General features: G+C 38.8%; 10 protein-coding genes, 2 tRNA genes and 3 rRNA genes. 9 read left to right on the top strand and 6 right to left on the bottom strand.

Features of this window, described 5'->3' with window-relative positions:
- The first annotated feature begins 162 nt into the window (after nt 1–162).
- The 6 genes from SBO79_RS11955 to rrf all read left to right on the top strand — a co-directional run bounded on the left by SBO79_RS11955 (nt 163) and on the right by rrf (nt 8111).
- On the top strand, nt 163–1614 hold the full coding sequence (locus SBO79_RS11955; RefSeq protein ID WP_318640627.1) for an IS1182 family transposase: 1452 nt from the start codon (nt 163–165) through the stop codon (nt 1612–1614).
- 1263 nt (nt 1615–2877) lie between these two features.
- Nucleotides 2878–4395, top strand: a 16S ribosomal RNA gene (locus tag SBO79_RS11950).
- 104 nt (nt 4396–4499) lie between these two features.
- A tRNA-Ile gene (locus SBO79_RS11945) sits at nt 4500–4573 on the top strand.
- 126 nt (nt 4574–4699) lie between these two features.
- A tRNA-Ala gene (locus tag SBO79_RS11940) sits at nt 4700–4773 on the top strand.
- Between the two features lie 185 nt (nt 4774–4958).
- A 23S ribosomal RNA gene (locus tag SBO79_RS11935) occupies nt 4959–7848 on the top strand.
- 153 nt (nt 7849–8001) lie between these two features.
- Nucleotides 8002–8111, top strand: a 5S ribosomal RNA gene (rrf, locus tag SBO79_RS11930).
- Together the 16S, 23S and 5S rRNA genes with 2 tRNA genes alongside form the textbook arrangement of a ribosomal RNA operon.
- 638 nt (nt 8112–8749) lie before the next feature.
- Here rrf and fumC read toward each other — a convergent pair.
- A complete protein-coding gene (gene fumC / locus SBO79_RS11925; RefSeq protein WP_318640626.1) occupies nt 8750–10147 on the bottom strand; it encodes a class II fumarate hydratase in 1398 nt (465 codons plus the stop codon).
- A 253-nt stretch (nt 10148–10400) separates the two neighbouring features.
- Between fumC and SBO79_RS11920 the strand changes: the two genes are divergently transcribed.
- A complete protein-coding gene (locus SBO79_RS11920) occupies nt 10401–10577 on the top strand; it encodes a hypothetical protein (protein ID WP_318640625.1) in 177 nt (58 codons plus the stop codon).
- Between the two features lie 58 nt (nt 10578–10635).
- Here SBO79_RS11920 and SBO79_RS11915 read toward each other — a convergent pair whose 3' ends face one another.
- Nucleotides 10636–13107 (bottom strand): TonB-dependent receptor, encoded by a 2472-nt coding sequence (locus tag SBO79_RS11915; RefSeq protein ID WP_318640624.1) that lies wholly within the window; start codon nt 13105–13107, stop codon nt 10636–10638.
- A gap of 88 nt (nt 13108–13195) precedes the next feature.
- Nucleotides 13196–13537: an arsenate reductase (glutaredoxin) gene (arsC, locus tag SBO79_RS11910; RefSeq protein WP_318640623.1), complete on the bottom strand. Its 342-nt coding sequence runs from the start codon at nt 13535–13537 to the stop codon at nt 13196–13198.
- 116 nt (nt 13538–13653) lie between these two features.
- Here arsC and SBO79_RS11905 point away from each other — a divergent pair, with 116 nt between their 5' ends.
- Together SBO79_RS11905 and SBO79_RS11900 are read left to right on the top strand one after the other, a co-directional pair.
- Nucleotides 13654–14592, top strand: a complete 939-nt coding sequence (locus SBO79_RS11905) for a CPBP family intramembrane glutamic endopeptidase (RefSeq protein WP_318640622.1) — start codon at nt 13654–13656, stop codon at nt 14590–14592.
- A complete protein-coding gene (locus SBO79_RS11900; protein ID WP_318640621.1) occupies nt 14573–15649 on the top strand; it encodes an AMP-binding protein in 1077 nt (358 codons plus the stop codon). Before SBO79_RS11905 ends, SBO79_RS11900 begins: the two co-directional genes overlap by 20 nt.
- Before the next feature lie 530 nt (nt 15650–16179).
- Here SBO79_RS11900 and SBO79_RS11895 read toward each other — a convergent pair.
- The 3 genes from SBO79_RS11895 to SBO79_RS11885 form a co-directional block, all read right to left on the bottom strand.
- Nucleotides 16180–16473: a hypothetical protein gene (locus tag SBO79_RS11895; RefSeq protein ID WP_318640620.1), complete on the bottom strand. Its 294-nt coding sequence runs from the start codon at nt 16471–16473 to the stop codon at nt 16180–16182.
- A gap of 125 nt (nt 16474–16598) precedes the next feature.
- Nucleotides 16599–18221, bottom strand: coding sequence for a M1 family metallopeptidase (locus tag SBO79_RS11890; RefSeq protein ID WP_318640619.1), 1623 nt, complete (start codon nt 18219–18221; stop codon nt 16599–16601).
- Nucleotides 18222–18239: 18 nt separating this feature from the next.
- Nucleotides 18240–19868: an acyl-CoA carboxylase subunit beta gene (locus SBO79_RS11885; protein ID WP_318640618.1), complete on the bottom strand. Its 1629-nt coding sequence runs from the start codon at nt 19866–19868 to the stop codon at nt 18240–18242.
- Between the last annotated feature and the right edge of the window lie 331 nt (nt 19869–20199).

Genomic DNA, 20199 nt, shown 5'->3' with positions numbered 1-20199 from the left:
CAGTCCTAGAGGGACGGCCACTATCATATCCCAGGGTTTCAACGAGGCTGCTGAAAAAGTCCCTTCAAAAATGTGACATATTTTTCAATTAAAAGGAGTGTGAACTGTAGTGTTTACGCTCCTTTTTTCGTATTTTTAGTACTGATTATTAAGGCTTTTACTATGTTATTACAGCAGCAAAAAATTCAGTTAAGTGCGTATTCCGATTTGTATGACTTAGTTATACCTAAAGAAAATCTTCTTAGAAAAATCAATGACCTAATTGATTTTTCTTTTATTTACGATGAATTGGTTAGCAAATACTGCCTCAATAATGGACGCACTGCAGAATGTCCTGTCCGTATGTTTAAGTATTTACTATTGAAAACAATCTATTCTATTTCGGATGCTGATGTTGTGGAGCGTTCTCGTTTCGATATGTCGTTTAAATACTTTCTTGAAATGGCTCCAGAAGATGGCGTAATAAACTCGAGTTCATTAACAAATTTTAGAAAGTTACGATTAAAGGATTCTGATTTGTTGAATCTTTTAATTGGGAAAACGGTTGCTATTGCTATTGAAAAAGGAATTGTAAATTCAAAATCAATTATCGTTGACGCTACTCACACCTTATCAAAATCAAATCCATTTTCTGCTCTTCAAGTTTTGAAAGAACGTTCAAAACTTTTACGTAAAGCTGTCTATAATTTAGATCCAGATTGGAAAGAACGAATGCCCAAGAAAAATGAGAATAACGATTTACAGAAAGAAATCGCCTATTCTAAAGAACTTATAAAAGCAATTGAATCGGATACTACATTGAGCTTAGTCCCTGTAGTGAAAGAAAAATTGAATCTATTGAAAGAAACAATTGAAGACACTCAAGAGAACTTAAACTTGTCAAAAGATAAAGATGCCAAAATAGGACACAAATCAGCCGATAGCTCCTTCTTTGGTTATAAGACTCATATTGCAATGACCGAAGAACGTATAATTACAGCGGCAGTAGTTACTTCGGGAGAAAGAGGAGATGGTCCTGAATTACCAACTCTTTTAAAGATCAGTCAAAACAATGGAATAAAAGTAGACACTATCATTGGCGATGGTGCATACTCTGGAAAAGAAAATCTTGAATTAACTTCTGGACAAGAAATAAAAGTGGTAGCAAGATTAAATCCTTCAATAACCCAAGGATGTAGAAAAGAAGAAGATAAATTTGACTACAATAAAGATGCTGATATGTTTGTTTGTCCAGCGGGTCATATGGCGATACAGAAATCAAAGCAAGGAAAAAAGAATGTCGGAACAAATCAAATACTCACCTTTTACTTTGATGTGGAGAAATGTAAAACTTGTCCATTAAGAGATGGATGTTACAAACCTGGCGCGAAAAGTAAAAGTTATTCAGTGTCTATAAAATCAGATTTACATAAGGCACAAATGGATTTTCAAGAATCGGAACTTTACAAAGAGAAGGCAAAACACAGATATAAAATAGAAGCTAAAAACAGTGAGCTAAAAAATGTGCACGGTTATGGTCGAGCAAATGCTTACGGAATAGAAAATATGCAAATGCAGGGTGCATTAGCAATTTTCACCGTGAATTTGAAAAGAATACTTAAATTAAATGTGTAGAAAATCTACAAGATCAAAAATCTTCATCACAGACTCCATAACGATCCTATAAAAGTGTATAAACGCCTTATAAAGCTTGAACTTTTTTGAAAAAATAAACACCAAAAAAGAAGGTCAAGTAAATAAAACGAAGTTTATTTACTCGACCTTCTTAATATGTTCTGAGAAACAGATACTTTTTCAGCAGCCTCGGTTTCAACCCTGGGTTTAATAATAGATGAAAAGTCATCCCAGCCCCATCGGGACGATGTTATAAACCGCAAGTTTTGAGGGATTTCTGCAATTAATATGATTTTTCCAACAGTGCTTATATATAAAGGACTAGAATTATTATTAAAATCGCTCAGGTACATTCATCCCTCAGTCCCATTGGGACGACCGGTATCATAGCTCAGGATTTAAACCCTGGGAATCGGGACGGCATTATAAAACGCATTATTTACCACGCCGCTAAATTCAAGATGATTTTTGTTTCCTATATATAAGGACCATAATTATTATTAAAATCCCATAGCCACATTCACTCCTCAGTCCCAGAGGGACGGCTTTATTGTAGCCCAGGGTTTCAACCCTGGGTTTCATCGGGAAGGCAAACACACAATTTGCCGAATCCCAACGATTCAAATGATTTTCAAACCAATTTCCGAAGGTTTATAAATTTCACCAGCCGTGCTTTGTATGAATCCAAGTCTGAAAGTCCGCAAATTCGCTTCATTTAGCTCTTTTTGACTTTTTAATCTTTCAATTTTTAAATCTTTGAATCTTTAAATCAAGGTCTTACAAAATATTTACATTTTATTACAAAATTCTGCTTGTTTATCTAGAAAGAAGTAGTAGTTTTGCACCCGCAATCAGCGGTAAGTTATTTGAAATATTAGAAGATTATCCTTTATATGACTAGAGAAATTTAGTAAAAATAAAGTTGTGAGATTCTAATTTTCTATTTACATTTGCAGGCCCGAAAGGGAGCAAGTTCTTTGAGACATTTTGAGTGAGTTATGAGGTTTAAAAAGCGTTGAAAATTTATTTTCAAATTATTTTCACCAAACACTTGCGAGAGACGAAAAGAGGTTGTACTTTTGCACCCCGCTAAGCGCGCAAGCGACAAGCGGAAAAACAAGAAGACACGTTCATAGACATATTGAATTGACAGCAACATTTTGAGAAGCAATTTTCAGAGTGATTTAAGAGAGAGTAAGAAGAGAATACGTTAGAATATAAGAACGAGCTTTGAGTTTTTATTGTACAAGTTATTAAAATTATACGATGAAGAGTTTGATCCTGGCTCAGGATGAACGCTAGCGGCAGGCTTAACACATGCAAGTCGAGGGGTAGAAGAAGCTTGCTTTTTTGAGACCGGCGCACGGGTGCGTAACGCGTATGCAATCTACCTTTTACAAAGGGATAGCCCAGAGAAATTTGGATTAATACCTTATAGTATTAAGTTTTGGCATCAAGATTTAATTAAAGATTTATCGGTAAAAGATGAGCATGCGTCCCATTAGTTAGTTGGTAAGGTAACGGCTTACCAAGACTTCGATGGGTAGGGGTCCTGAGAGGGAGATCCCCCACACTGGTACTGAGACACGGACCAGACTCCTACGGGAGGCAGCAGTGAGGAATATTGGTCAATGGACGCAAGTCTGAACCAGCCATGCCGCGTGCAGGATGACGGTCCTATGGATTGTAAACTGCTTTTATACGGGAAGAAACCCTGGCTCGTGAGCCAGACTGACGGTACCGTAAGAATAAGGATCGGCTAACTCCGTGCCAGCAGCCGCGGTAATACGGAGGATCCAAGCGTTATCCGGAATCATTGGGTTTAAAGGGTCCGTAGGCGGCCCTGTAAGTCAGCGGTGAAATCTCCCGGCTCAACCGGGAAATGGCCGTTGATACTGCAGGGCTTGAATTAGTAGGAAGTAATTAGAATATGTAGTGTAGCGGTGAAATGCTTAGAGATTACATGGAATACCAATTGCGAAGGCAGGTTACTACTACTATATTGACGCTGAGGGACGAAAGCGTGGGTAGCGAACAGGATTAGATACCCTGGTAGTCCACGCCGTAAACGATGGATACTAGCTGTTGGGTTGCAAGACTCAGTGGCTAAGCGAAAGTGATAAGTATCCCACCTGGGGAGTACGAACGCAAGTTTGAAACTCAAAGGAATTGACGGGGGCCCGCACAAGCGGTGGAGCATGTGGTTTAATTCGATGATACGCGAGGAACCTTACCAAGGCTTAAATGTAGATTGACCGGTTTGGAAACAGACTTTTCGCAAGACAATTTACAAGGTGCTGCATGGTTGTCGTCAGCTCGTGCCGTGAGGTGTCAGGTTAAGTCCTATAACGAGCGCAACCCCTGTTGTTAGTTGCCAGCGAGTCATGTCGGGAACTCTAACAAGACTGCCAGTGCAAACTGTGAGGAAGGTGGGGATGACGTCAAATCATCACGGCCCTTACGCCTTGGGCTACACACGTGCTACAATGGCCGGTACAGAGAGCAGCCACTGGGCGACCAGGAGCGAATCTACAAAACCGGTCACAGTTCGGATCGGAGTCTGCAACTCGACTCCGTGAAGCTGGAATCGCTAGTAATCGGATATCAGCCATGATCCGGTGAATACGTTCCCGGGCCTTGTACACACCGCCCGTCAAGCCATGGAAGCTGGGGGTGCCTGAAGTCGGTGACCGCAAGGAGCTGCCTAGGGTAAAACTGGTAACTAGGGCTAAGTCGTAACAAGGTAGCCGTACCGGAAGGTGCGGCTGGAACACCTCCTTTCTAGAGAATACAAAAAGACACAAAGTCTTATATATCGAAGTGTTTAATCACTTACTCTCGCTGTTGGTTCATATTATTACATTTTTTAAGCAAAAATAAAACAGAGTCTCGTAGCTCAGCTGGTTAGAGTACAACACTGATAATGTTGGGGTCGGCAGTTCGAGTCTGCCCGGGACTACTTTTTCAAAAGCAAGCGCGATTGAAGATACTGTTATGCTTAAAGAAAAAAAAGGAAATTTTAGAGGTTAAGCTAACCGTTTTTAGAGACTGTTAACTGTAAACTGTTAACTAAAATACTAAAAAAGGGGAATTAGCTCAGCTGGCTAGAGCGCCTGCCTTGCACGCAGGAGGTCAACGGTTCGACTCCGTTATTCTCCACAAGATAGTATCAAGATGGTAGTATCAAGTATTAAGACGTAAGTCTTGCTACTTAATACAGACATCTTCATACGGATCAAAGTTCATTGACATATTGGGATAAGAAATACAAAATAAGTAGAAAGAAAAATATACTACAAGTTAATTGTAGTTATTTGTACACAAGATTTATCTTGATGTACATTATACAAGCAAAATAAGGGCGTATGGGGGATGCCTTGGCTCTCAGAGGCGATGAAAGGCGTGATAAGCTGCGAAAAGTTACGGGGACGAGCACACATCGATTGATCCGTAAATACCTGAATGGGGCAACCCGGCATGTTGAAGACATGTCACTCCGAATGGAGAGCAAACCCGCTGAACTGAAACATCTAAGTAGGCGGAGGAGAAGAAAACAAAAGTGATTCCGTAAGTAGTGGCGAGCGAACGCGGATTAGCCCAAACCAATGTTGTTACGGCAATATTGGGGTTGTAGGACCACGACATTTTATGCATGCAGAACCGGAAGTTACTGGAAAGTGACACCATAGAGGGTGATAGTCCCGTATGGGTAATAAATGTAATGAATAGTGGTATCCTGAGTAGGGCGGGGCACGTGAAACCCTGTCTGAATTTGGCGGGACCATCCGCTAAGGCTAAATACTCCTGAGAGACCGATAGTGAACCAGTACCGTGAGGGAAAGGTGAAAAGAACCGTGAATAACGGAGTGAAATAGATCCTGAAACCATACGCCTACAAGCGGTCGGAGCCCTTTCGTGGGGTGACGGCGTGCCTTTTGCATAATGAGCCTACGAGTTAACGTTGCTGGCAAGGATAAGTGGTTAAGCCACGGATCCGTAGCGAAAGCGAGTCTGAATAGGGCGCTTTAGTCAGTAGTGTTAGACGCGAAACCGTGTGATCTACCCATGGACAGGTTGAAGTTTAGGTAACACTAAATGGAGGACCGAACCCGTTGACGTTGAAAAGTCTTGGGATGATCTGTGGGTAGGGGTGAAAGGCCAATCAAACTCGGAAATAGCTCGTACTCCCCGAAATGCATTTAGGTGCAGCGTTAGTTATAAAGTTATATAGAGGTAGAGCTACTGATTGGATGCGGGGGCTTCACCGCCTACCAATTCCTGACAAACTCCGAATGCTATATAATGTTCACTAACAGTGAGGGCTTGGGTGCTAAGGTCCAAGTCCGAGAGGGAAAGAACCCAGACCATCAGCTAAGGTCCCCAAATATATACTAAGTTGAAAGAACGCGGTTTGTCTGCCCAGACAGCTAGGATGTTGGCTTGGAAGCAGCCATTCATTTAAAGAGTGCGTAACAGCTCACTAGTCGAGCGGACGAGCATGGATAATAATCGGGCATAAGTATATTACCGAAGCTATGGATTTACGATTTATTTCGTAAGTGGTAGGGGAGCATTCTAACAGGGTTGAAGGTGTGTCTTGAGACATGCTGGACCGGTTAGAAAAGAAAATGTAGGCATAAGTAACGATAAAGGGGGCGAGAAACCCCCTCACCGAAAGACTAAGGTTTCCACAGCTATGCTAATCAGCTGTGGGTTAGTCGGGACCTAAGGCGAACCCGAAAGGGACAGTCGATGGCCAACGGGTTAATATTCCCGTACTACTGATAACTGTGATGGGGTGACGGAGTGATGAAAGCGCCGCGAACTGACGGAATAGTTCGTTGAAGTACCTACCTATAAGCTGCGCAGGCAAATCCACGCGGCTTGGGGAAATACGATAGTACTCAGAGTCTTCGGACAACGAGATAGTGCGCCTAAGGGCTTCCAAGAAAAACCTCTAAACTTCAGGTTATTAGTACCCGTACCGTAAACCGACACAGGTAGTCGAGGAGAGAATCCTAAGGTGCTCGAGAGATTCATGGCTAAGGAATTAGGCAAAATAGACCTGTAACTTCGGGAGAAAGGTCGCCAGCAGCAATGCTGGCCGCAGTGAAGAGGTCCAGGCGACTGTTTATCAAAAACACAGGGCTCTGCAAAATCGTAAGATGAAGTATAGGGCCTGACACCTGCCCGGTGCTGGAAGGTTAAGAGGAGATGTCATGAGGTAACTCAGAAGCATTGAATTGAAGCCCCAGTAAACGGCGGCCGTAACTATAACGGTCCTAAGGTAGCGAAATTCCTTGTCGGGTAAGTTCCGACCTGCACGAATGGTGTAACGATCTGGACACTGTCTCAGCCATGAGCTCGGTGAAATTGTAGTAACGGTGAAGATGCCGTTTACCCGCAGTGGGACGAAAAGACCCTGTGCACCTTTACTATAGCTTAGTATTGGTCTTGGATAAGTGATGTGTAGGATAGGTGGGAGACTTCGATCCAGCGTCGCTAGGCGTTGGTTAGTCATTGTTGAAATACCACCCTTTGCTTATCTAGGATCTAACCCCGGAATCCGGGGGACATTGCTTGGTGGGTAGTTTGACTGGGGTGGTCGCCTCCAAAAGAGTAACGGAGGCTTCTAAAGGTTCCCTCAGTACGCTTGGTAACCGTGCGTAGAGTGCAATGGCATAAGGGAGCTTGACTGAGAGACATACAGGTCGATCAGGTACGAAAGTAGAGCATAGTGATCCGGTGGTTCCGCATGGAAGGGCCATCGCTCAAAGGATAAAAGGTACGCCGGGGATAACAGGCTGATCTCCCCCAAGAGCTCATATCGACGGGGGGGTTTGGCACCTCGATGTCGGCTCGTCACATCCTGGGGCTGGAGAAGGTCCCAAGGGTTGGGCTGTTCGCCCATTAAAGTGGCACGCGAGCTGGGTTCAGAACGTCGTGAGACAGTTCGGTCTCTATCTACTGCGGGCGCAAGAAATTTGAGTGGATCTGACTCTAGTACGAGAGGACCGAGTTGGACAAACCGCTGGTGTATCTGTTGTCCCGCCAGGGGCACCGCAGAGTAGCTACGTTTGGCAGGGATAAGCGCTGAAAGCATATAAGCGCGAAACCCACCACAAGATGAGATTTCTTTTAAGGGTCGTGGGAGATGACCACGTTGATAGGCTATAGATGTAAAGGCAGTAATGTCATAGTCGAGTAGTACTAATAACCCGTAAGCTTGTATACTCCTCCTTGCCGGTCTTCGGATAGGCAAGGGGCGACTTTCTTCTACAAAATAGTATATTTCTTTATCCCAGTGTGTTAATAATATTAGTTTACAGCTATCAGTCCACAGTTGACTGTTATATGTAAGCAAGTTGTCCAAAGCAACTAACGACTTAAGGTGGTTATTGCGGCGGGGCTCACCTCTTCCCATCCCGAACAGAGTAGTTAAGCCCGCCTGCGCAGATGGTACTGCAGTTATGTGGGAGAGTATGTCGTCGCCTTTCTTTTTAAAAACCCCGTTCTAACGAACGGGGTTTTTTGTTTTTAATCTATTTTGATAAAAAAATAGTGATTGTTGGTTGAGACAAGGCATGCCTTGTCTGTACCGGTAATATTGATTTTTTGTAGCGGTAGTGAATTGTGAATATCCTTCTTTATTTTTTAACAGCTCTAAAAACCGTTACTTGAAAAATATAGGACATAAAAATTTTCCTCATCACCACAGCTCCCATTAAAAATAAAACTGATTTAGTACTTGGCATCGTCCCTCCCATCTTTAAAAGTCGTTTAATTTTTATTTGATTGTTCGATAGGATAAAAATAGTTTTTCTGCTGTCGGTACAAAGAGGCATAGAATATTATGAAAATTTGCTATAGTTAACAATAATTCTGCAATTTGCTCTAATGCAAAGTTCATAAATCTTTAAGTTCTTTTGTCGTAATTTTAAATTACACACTTTTTTTGTACATTATCTGCATTTCGTTTTCGTAAAAAACTCTAAAGAGTCGTTCAATCTTCTTATCATCATATCTTCCAATCTCCCAATCATCTTATCTTCCAATCTTCCTATCTTCCCTAAAAAACACTCAGCCGAAATAAACTGAATTATTTCGGCTGAGGAATTATAACATATTAGGGGTTTTACTGAATCTTTCCAACCATATCTTCTGGTTTTACCCAAGCGTCAAAATCTTCTGCTGTAACATATCCAAGGCGAACTGCTTCTTCTTTAAGAGTTGTTCCGTTGGCATGTGCTGTTTGAGCGATTTCTGCTGATTTGTAATAACCGATTTTTGTGTTAAGAGCTGTAACAAGCATCAATGAGTTGTCTACCAATTCTTTGATACGTTTGTGGTTTGGTTCGATTCCCTGTGCACAGTGGATATCAAAAGATACACAAGCATCACCAAGTAATTCAGCCGACTGTAAGAAGTTTGCCGCCATTACTGGTTTGAAAACGTTCAATTCATACTGACCTTGCATTCCTCCAACGGCGATTGCCATATCATTTCCGATAACTTGCGCACAAACCATGGTTAGGGCTTCACATTGCGTAGGATTTACTTTTCCTGGCATAATAGAAGATCCTGGCTCATTTGCTGGAATAATGATTTCGCCAATTCCAGAACGTGGTCCTGAAGCAAGCATACGAACATCATTTGCAATTTTATTTAATGAAACTGCTAGTTGTTTTAGGGCACCGTGAGATTCAACAATTGCATCGTGAGCTGCTAGTGCTTCAAATTTGTTTGGAGCTGTAATAAAAGGAAGTCCCGTAAATTCAGCAATGTACGCAGCAACTTTTACGTCATAGCCTTCTGGAGTATTCAATCCAGTTCCTACCGCTGTACCACCAAGAGCAAGTTCGGATAGGTGAGGAAGGGTATTCTCAAGTGCTTTGATTCCGTATTTTAATTGAGCTGCATATCCAGAAATTTCTTGTCCAAGTGTTAATGGTGTTGCATCCATCAGGTGCGTACGGCCAATTTTTACTATGTTTTTAAACTCTTCAGCTTTTTGTTCTAGTGTTTTTTGAAGTTGTTTTACTCCTGGAATTGTGATTTCGACCGCTGCTTTGTAGGCTGCGATGTGCATTCCTGTTGGGAAAGTATCATTGGAAGATTGAGATTTGTTAGCGTCGTCATTTGCTTTTACAACTGCTTCGCCTTCGCCAATTTTGAAACCTGCTAGTACTTGTGCGCGGTTTGCGATCACTTCATTAACGTTCATATTACTTTGTGTACCTGAGCCAGTCTGCCAAATAACTAATGGGAACTGATCATCAAGTTTTCCTGCTAAGATTTCATCGCATACGGCTGCGATAGCATCTCTTTTTTCGATAGAAAGTACACCTAAATCATGATTTGCATAAGCTGCAGCTTTTTTTAGATAGGCAAATCCTTGGATGATTTCGCGAGGCATGGAGCCCGATGGTCCTATTTTGAAATTATTGCGTGAACGTTCTGTTTGTGCACCCCAATATTTAACTGCTGGTACCTGCACTTCACCCATGGTGTCTTTTTCAATTCTGTATTCCATTATTAGATAGATTTTATATTAATTTCAAAATTTTGTGTTATAACGTAAAGCCCTAGCCCTGCTAGCAGCGGCATCCTTTTTCTTTTTTTCTTAGAAAAAAGAAAAAGATACAGCGGATAGCAGGAAATAGCTCCAAAAAATGCTTGTTCAAATTTACATATAATTAAGAATCTATAAAAATGATTGTGCTTTTTAATTGCTAAGAAATAATATAACGCTTACATTTGCCTATAATTCAAAAACTCCGGAAAACATGTTTGAATTTCAACAGTACTTAGGTTTTTTAGTATTCCTTACCGTCTTAACGATGGGATTCTGGGTAATGTTCTTTGTGGTTGGTTTCGTAACCTACTGGGTTGGCGGTGCTAGCTATGAACTTTACAAAGAGAAAAGAGCGAAGAAAAAACTAGAACAGGAAAATCAGCTTTAATTAAATTTAATCTGATAAAAAAAAAGGAAACCTAATTGGTTTCCTTTTTTTATGCTTATTATCCTTGAAATTCCTCTCCACCATTATCATTTGACTGTGGTTTAACTTTTTGACGATCTGTCTTTTTCTGATTAAATCTGTATGTCAATGACATCATAATTGTTCTGGTGCGCCACTGCATCTCTGATTCTGAGTTCAATACATTCAATATATTGGTGTCATACCTTCTTTTACGAGTGTTGAGCAAATCACTTACATTTAAGGAAACTGTTGCTTTCTCGTTTAAGAAATCTTTAGAAAAAGCTAAATTGAGAACAGCAATTCCGTAACTTTTACCTTGAGCAGTAGTTGATGGCCCGTAATAATTAAATGTTGTTTGCCAATCGACCTTATAAGGTAGAGTAACTTTTGAACTCATTCTGGTAAACCAAGAAATGGCTTCATTGTCAAAATTTTGTGTTACTTCTAGACCATTAAAGTCGGTGTACGTATAATCACCTTTGGTATCATTGCCATATAAATTGAAATTTGAATTAAGTCTCCACCATTTGAAAGGTGTATAGTTTAACGAAAATTCAAATCCATAACGCAAACTTGTTGCAAGGTTTATAGGAGTGGTGATAATTACTGGCGTCAAGATTCCGCTGTTTTCTGAATCAGTACTTACAAAGTCGCCCGATTCTGTACGGATAAACTGCACAGATTGATCAGTTTTATTGACATAGACCGAAGTGCTAAAGGTAACTTTGTCCCAACGGTGCAAATATCCAAGATCTATGGCATCTGTATAAGAAGCATTGAGATCCGGATTTCCTTTAAATAAATTAATATTACTTGAATAGTTTGAGAATGGATTGATCAAACGTCCTCGCGGTCTAGAAATTCTACGGCTATAACTAAGAGATGTACTTGATTTTTCTGAAATTTCATAGGTTAAAAACGCGCTCGGGAAAAAGTCACGGTACGTTTTTGTATTATAATCTGAACTTGTAATCTGATTGATATTTACCTTTGTATCTTCATATCTTAGACCTAGAAGGACTGAAAATTTATTGAATTTAGTTCCAAATTGAGTGTACAGAGCATTAATGTTCTCCTTGTACTCCAAAGTATTGCTGTACCGATTGTCGCTGCTATAGGTGTTGTTTGAAATATCAAGTGTATCAACCTTGTAGATAGTATATAGCTTATTAAAATCACCTTTATAGCCTGCCTCAAACTTGCTGTCTTCTCCTATTGGCAAAACATAGTCGGCCTTAATAGAATTTCTGCTTTCAGTCTGATGATTAAAAGTAGTTTCGGAGCCAAAATTTATTTCGGAATTATCTTTGTCACCTTCTTTGGAAAATGATCCATCAAGTGTGAAAATGTGTCCTTCTTTGCTAAATTTCTTTTCGAAATTGGTAGCGTACTCCAAATTATAATCATCATTATAAGAATCGTTGAATCGAGCTGTTGTAAATTGAAAATTCTTGGCAGCGTCGTAATTGTCATAAAAGACATCATCGGGATTTGAACCTTTGCTTTCACGAACGTTTAATGAGTTTGTCCAAATTGTTTTATCGGCGAGAAACCACTCAAGACCAATTGTTGAATTGTACCCTTTGTTTAGGCGTTCATTTGTACGTCTATCTGTGATGTAGTTTCTAACGCTTCCGTCTGGATTTAGATATTCTGTCTCAGTACGGCTGTTTCCTTTACTTGTTCTATAACTATAACCGGTACTAGTGAAAAGGTTGAATTCAGTATCTCTAAAGTTAAGATTCGCCGAAAGCCCGTAATTTTCTGGATCACCTACAGTTCCAATCACAGTTCCATTAAATCCATCTCTTTTTCCTTTTTTCAAAATGATGTTCAGAAGTCCAGCTCCACCTTCGGAGTCGTAACGAGCAGATGGATTGGTAATTACTTCCACTTTGTCAATAGCATCTGCAGGCAGCATCTTTAGCGCCTCAGCTACATTTATTGCAGTGGATGGTCGCCCATCAATCAGAATTCTTACACTTTCATTTCCACGAAGGCTGATGGCTCCATCAGAATCTACAGTGACAGACGGAATATTATCCAAGACATCACTCACTGTGCCACCTTTTACCATCAAATCATTCCCAATACTATATACTTTTTTGTCAAGTTTAATGTCTATGGCAGTGGTCTCGTTTCTAATAACGACTTCACTTAATTGGGTAACATCATCGCGAAGGCTGATTGTACCTAAGTTTGTGTTTCCGTCAATTTTGCGCGCTTTGAAATCAACGATTTGAAAAGAAATAAATTCGACGCTTATGTCGTAAGTACCTTTTGCTACCTGGAGTTCAAACTCTCCCTGATCATTAGTAAGACCACCAGTAACGGGAGTTTTACTACCCACATTAAAGAGGGTTACAGTTGCATATCCGAGTGGTTGTTTTGTGGTTTGCTCCACAACTTTGCCGGTTACATTTACTTTAGCAACGTCTGGCCTTTGAGCAAATAGCTGAAAGCTGAGCAGAAGGAGAGCAGCTAAGAATGTGAATTTTGTTAGATTCATTAATAAAGTTTTTATAATAATTGAGAGCGCCAAAAATAGCCATTACAGTACTTTAGCTGTCCCAAATAGAAGTTAAAACTCCAAGTTTTTAGAGGATCTTGTCAATATTTTCAAGGGGTCTCCCAATTACAGCGCGGTTTCCATTGACAATGATTGGACGTTCAATGAGAATTGGACAATTTGCCATTGCAGTAATTATTTCATCTTCGCTCAGAACTTGATTTTTATAATTTTCTATCCAGATCTTTTCGCTTTTGCGAATTAATTCTTCTGCTGGAATCTCAAGTTTTTTGAGAAGAGCTTTTAATTCTTCAAAGTTTAGTGGATTGTCTAAATATCGAATTATTTCGTAGGGCTGATTTAAGTCTAATAGAAAGCTGTCACAGGCGCGTGATTTTGAGCAACGAGGATTGTGGAAAATTTGAATCATAGTTTTAGGATATTATTGGGTTACAAATTAAAGCAATTTTGAATACTTTTACCTTTTTACCATTTTGGCTTTGGCCATTTAAATCTAATTAGTTACTAATAGTTAATTTTTTATACATGTTTATACAACAAGCGGTTAACGGAGAAAATAAATTTTGGAAGTATTTACTAGGTTCTGTGGTAGTAATTGCTGCATCTTTTATAGGGCAGCTTCCACTGATTGTGGCGTTACTTTTTAAAAGTTTTTCAACGGGAGATGCTTTTCCAACCTCCAATGAACAAGTAACAAAGTATTTAGATTCAAATTTAACTTTATTTTTGTTGCTGTTGTCATTCGTTTTTGCGCTTGTAGCATTATTTGGTTGGCAGAGAGTAATTCATAAGCAGAGTATTATTAATCTTACCACAAGTAGAAAAAAAATTGATTGGTCAAGGATATTTTTTGCATTCTTAGTGTGGGCAGCTTTCTTACTAATTGTCACCGCAGCCGACTATCTTATGGAGCCAGAAAATTATCAAGTTAATTTTCAACTTGTACCTTTTCTAATTTTAGCAGTAATTGCTATTATTATGATACCAATTCAAACAAGTAGTGAAGAATATATTTTCCGCGGATATCTGATGCAAGGGTTCGGAATTTTATCAGGAAATAAATGGTTTCCATTATTGATGACTTCCTTAATATTTGGACTTATGCATATTGCAAATCCTGAGGTAAGCAAAATGGGCTACATTATTATGATTTACTATATTGGGACAGGTTTGTTTTTAGGGATTCTAACGCTTATGGACGAAGGTATCGAGCTAAGTTTAGGATTTCATGCTGCCAATAATTTAGTCAGTGCATTGCTGATAACATCAGATTGGTCAGCGTTTCAAACAAATTCTATATTGCGAGATCTATCAACTCCTACAGCAGGATTTGATGTGATACTTCCCGTCTTTGTCATTTTTCCGATACTTTTATTTATCTTTAGTAAAAAGTATGGTTGGACATCTTGGTCTGAAAAGCTTTTTGGTAAAATAAAATTGAAAAATGATGATGACAACTACTAAAGCTGAAGTTACCTACACCCAAGTACATCGAGCATTTAAATTAAACGGGTTTGCACTTAGTAAAGCTGACCTTATTAGAGAGGCATGTATTTTTATCAAAGAAGGTGACGATTTTGAGAAAGCCGTGGGAGATTTTATTTACGAATGGTTTGATGCCAATGATTATATTGAATTACAGACTTCAGGCACCACAGGAGATCCAAAAATAGTAAGACTTGATAAGCAGGCGATGGTTAATTCGGCTCTTGCAACTGGCGATTTCTTTGATTTGCGTCCAGGTGATAAAGTGTTACACTGCCTCCCTGTCAGATTTATAGCTGGAAAAATGCAGTTGGTACGAGGTTTTATTTTAGGTCTTGATATGGATTTTGTAGCGCCAAGTTCGCATCCATTACAAAATAACGATACCAAATATGATTTTGCCGCGATGGTACCTCTTCAAGTAATGGGCTCTATAGACAAACTTTGCAACATTAAGAAAATTATTATCGGAGGTCAAAAAATTAGTAAACCTCTTGAAGATATTTTGCTGAAATTACCCATTCACGCATACGAAACCTACGGTATGACAGAGACTATCACGCATATTGCAGCAAAAAGAGTGGGAGAGGAGAGTTTTAAAGTACTTCCAAATGTTACGGTGTCAAAAGATGAAAATAATTGCCTTTGCATTAGTGCTGCTAGAATTAGCGCTGAGATATTTTGCACTAATGATGTTGTTGAAATTATAAGCGAAAGCGAATTTATATTTCTAGGACGTCTTGATAATATTGTAAATAGTGGGGGAATAAAACTCATTCCTGAAACTATCGAAGCCAAACTTGCCGATCAGATTAAAGCTAGATTTTTTGTTATCGGAATTGAAGATGAATTATTGGGCGAAAAGTTAGGGCTTGTTATTGAAGGGGATCGCTATGAAATCGATGCAAATGATTTTGAAAATTTGGACAAATATCAAAAGCCGAGGGAGATCTTTTTCCATCCACACTTTTTGGAGACTGGATCGGGGAAAATTAGAAGAAGAGAGACTCTGGCGGAGGTTTTGGAGCAGAAGTAAAATAATATAGTTATTCCTAGACAACTTCAATTTCAGGGTTTCCAACTTTGAGAATTTGGTTTGTATTAAATGGAATCTTGTCAACGTTTAATTCTATTTTTGTTTATAATCCTCAAGATCAAATTCTTGTTTTTCAAATTTTTTGAATTTTCTAGTTATGAATTTATTTTATAAAGACATTCTTGATTGTAAGCAGCCATCAATAAGGATAGGTCCCAAATATCCTTTAAAAAAATAAATTTACCCATTTCAGAATTTACGACTAAAAGGACTTCGTCATTCATCCACAAATCTTTAAGATCAGTTATTTTAGAGTGATTTCTTTAATTGTTTCAAAAAAATCAGAAATGAATTCCTCATTTTCTACGCCAGTAAAATTTTGATTAGAAGTTTATCAGAATTAAATTCTGGTCTAAAGCGATATCTATACAGTAAAAAATAGTTTAATAAAGGTTTTTTGCTTGCAAATCTAAATCTGAATAGTAGTTTAAAATAGTCTGGATTATTTTATCAAAACTAGATTCTCCATATTAAATAGTTGATAAATCAATCATATCGGCGATAGAGCTGCCTGATTCGTTTTTCCAAACATTGCCGTCAGTCTTAAAATCAATCGTCTTAGCAGCAATCATGTCTGGAGATAAATCAGAACCATAGAAATCTTTTAGTTCTGAAATAAAATCAAAAATTCTAGTTTGATTGTAAGTTGGCCAATCGATCATACTACCCACAAATAACTTTGCAATATCTCGTAACTTATGAGTATTGGAATCATTTTCAATTAATTCAGATAATTGGTCAAGTGTTTGTATTGTGTTTTGCATTTTTATTTTTGGCTAATTGAAACTAACCGATTTTAGCATATATTTATTAGTTATTCTAAGTTATTTACTAGCTCGTGTATTTGCTGCAAACCTCAATATCATTCCTATGCCTCAATCTCAATCAGCTACTTCAACAAAATCAAAAAGTCATTCGTATTTACCGATACATCTTCAATCTCAAACTTTCCAACTTTCAAAGTTTGCTCTTTTGAAGTTGGATAAATTCTGATTTTCTTCTTTTTAATCGTTATGTCGATTGGAAGATTAAAGTCATCTTCCACATTTTCCCAATTGTAAACAAGTTTATTTCTTTCCTCTTTCAAAGACAGATACGGAATTTTTGTAGTTCGTAAATAGTGATCAAAAACAGGAGTGAGATTCATCCCAATTTCGGCATTAAAGAAATCGACAACATCTTTGGTTTCAATGATTTTGTGTCGGTATGTTTCAGAATATTTCTTGAGCATTGCCCACCATTTCACATCATTGTTTACAACGTGTCTCAGAGTATTTAGCATCAACGCACCTTTATAATACATATCGCCAGAACCTTTAGTATTTACGCCAAAAGCCGAAATAATTGGTTTGTCATTTACAATATTTCTTTTCTGTCCATTTATATACTCCTGACCTTTTTCGTAACCATATTGACATTCCACAAAAACTGATTCGCTGTAAGTTGTAAATGACTCGTGAATCCACATATCCGCAATATCCTTACTAGTAATGCTATTTCCAAACCACTCGTGGCCAGTCTCGTGAATGATTATGAAGTCGAATAAAAGTCCAATTCCAGTTTGCGAAATATCGCCACCCAAATAACCTTTTTCAAACTTATTTCCGTACGCCACAGCGCTTTGATGCTCCATTCCCAAATAGCTACTTTCTACTAATTTATAACCATCTTCAGGAAAAGGGTATTTTCCAAACTTCGATTGAAAGCATTCCATCATCGGAATTACATCTTCTTTAAAATGTTGTTTTGCAATAAACTCGTTGTCGCGAAGTACATAATAATCCAAAGAAAGATCATCAAGTTGATCGTGAATATGAACGTAGTCGCCCACATTCAAAGTAATATTGTAAGCGTTGATTGGATTTTTAACTTCCCAATCCCATCTTGTATATCCGTCAGAAAGTTTAGTGCTTCCTGCAAATTTCCCATTCGAAACATTCATTAATCCATCAGGAACTGCAATTTTTAGGCTTACGCCAAAGTCAGGCTCGTCACTCTGAGAATCTTTCACCGGTAGCCAAAGACTTCCTCCAGTTCCTTGCACCGCAACGCCCATCCACGGATTGCCGTTATTGTCTTTTTTCCAAACAAAACCGCCGTCCCAAGGAGCACGAACCGCTTCAATCGGTTTTCCTGAATAGTAGAATTTTATTTTCTGAATTTCTGAATTGGCAACAAGCTGTTCAGGAAAATAAATAAAAACCGCTCCGAAATCTCGACGATAACGAAGCGGTTTATTATTATAGGTAATACTGTCAACTTTCATATTTTCAAATAAATCTACTTGAATTTTTGAAGTTGGTTTTAAAACTTTAAAAGATATTTCGTTAAATCCTGCAATGCTCTTCTCCGATGGAATTACTTTCAGATTCACATCATAATGCATCACATCGTAGGAAGTACGCTCAGCGCGCAATCCACCAATTAGACTGTCTTTTCGGCTAAAATTTTCTTGTGCAGAAATTGAACCTACAGAAAACAAACCAATCGCGCAGAGCAGGAATTTAACCATTTTGCTAAATCTTAAAAATTATACTTGAATAACCCCTAGGTTAAATTTCTTCTCAATAGGAGCGTGGTCTGCAGCTTCGATTCCCATCGAAATCCATTTACGAGTATCAAGAGGATCGATGATATTATCGGTCCAAATTCTTGATGCAGCATAATAAGGAGAAACTTGCTCGTCGTATCTAGCTTTAATTTTGTCAAAAAGTTCTTTTTCTTTTGCCTCATCAATTACTTCACCTTTCGCTTTAAGCGACGAAGCTTCAATTTGAGCCAATACTTTTGCCGCCTGAGTTCCACCCATAACTGCAAGTTCAGCACTAGGCCACGCAAAAATCAAACGAGGATCGTAGGCTTTTCCACACATTGCATAATTTCCTGCTCCATAAGAATTTCCAACGATTACCGTAAATTTCGGAACAACCGAATTACTTACAGCATTCACCATTTTTGCACCATCTTTAATGATTCCACCGTGTTCAGATTTAGACCCAACCATAAAACCAGTCACGTCCTGAACGAAAACAAGAGGAATTTTCTTCTGATTACAGTTTGCAATAAAACGAGTTGCTTTATCCGCGCTATCCGAATAAATTACGCCACCAAACTGCATTTCACCATTTTTAGTTTTTACAACTTTTCGCTGATTTGCAACAATTCCAACAGCCCAACCGTCAATTCTAGCATAGCCAGTAATAATCGTCTGTCCGTATCCTTCTTTGTAGGCTTCAAATTCCGAATTATCAACCAAGCGATTAATAATTTCCATCATATCATACTGCTCATTACGAGCTTTCGGAAGAATTCCGTAGATATCTTCTTCTTTCAACGCAGGTTTTTCAGCTTTAATTCGGCTAAAACCAGCTTTTGTGTAGTCGCCCATTTTGTCAACGATATTTCTGATTTTGTCCAGAGCATCCTTGTCATTTAGTGCTTTATAATCTGTAACTCCAGAGATTTCGCAGTGAGTCACCGCGCCACCAAGAGTTTCGTTATCAATAGTTTCGCCAATTGCAGCTTTTACAAGGTAACTTCCCGCAAGGAAAATACTACCAGTATCTTGCACAATTAACGCTTCGTCACTCATAATAGGAAGGTACGCGCCACCGGCAACACAACTTCCCATAACTGCCGAAATCTGAGTAATTCCCATACTGCTCATAATCGCATTATTACGGAAAATTCGTCCAAAATGTTCTTTATCAGGGAAAATTTCGTCCTGCATCGGTAGGTAAACACCCGCGCTATCTACAAGATAAATAATCGGAAGTCGGTTTTCCATTGCAATTTCTTGCGCACGAAGATTCTTCTTTCCAGTAATCGGAAACCACGCGCCCGCTTTCACCGTCGCATCATTCGCCACCACAATTACCTGACGGCCTTTTACATATCCTATTTTAATCACAACACCACCAGAAGGGCATCCGCCGTGTTCTTTGTACATTCCTTCACCCACAAAAGTCCCAATTTCGATGCTTTTCGACTTCGGATCCAGTAAATAATCGATGCGTTCACGAGCAGTCATTTTTCCTTGACTATGCAGTTTAGCAATTCTTTTTTCGCCGCCACCTAGACTCACTCGAGCAATATTTCGCTTAAGGTCTGACAGTAGCAATTTGTTGTGATCTTCGTTTTTGTTGAAGTTGATGTCCATATTATAGTAGTAAAAATGTCGATTTATTAATTTCTAAAGCACTTTTTTTTGCGCGTGGCTAAATTACAAAATCCTTTGAAACATTTAGCCGTTTATTTCACAAGTCCGAGTCCTAATCAAAATTGTTTTCAAAATAAGTGTTTATATAAGGATGATAATTTTTTTTTGGAGCTTTTTCCGGCTATCCACTATATCTTTTTCTTTTTTCTAAGAAAAAAAGAAAAAGGATGCCGTTCCTATCCGGGCTAGGGGATTGGTCTTTGAAAGATATTTATTTTTCAAATTGATGGGAAGTTGTTTGAAGTGACGAAAAATTCTAATTGAATTTTAT

Origin of the sequence: Flavobacterium ardleyense (assembly GCF_033547075.1) — a bacterium.
Classification (GTDB): domain Bacteria; phylum Bacteroidota; class Bacteroidia; order Flavobacteriales; family Flavobacteriaceae; genus Flavobacterium; species Flavobacterium ardleyense_A.
Note: the sequence above shows the minus strand (reverse complement) of the source record. Positions and strands in the feature narration are given on the sequence as shown.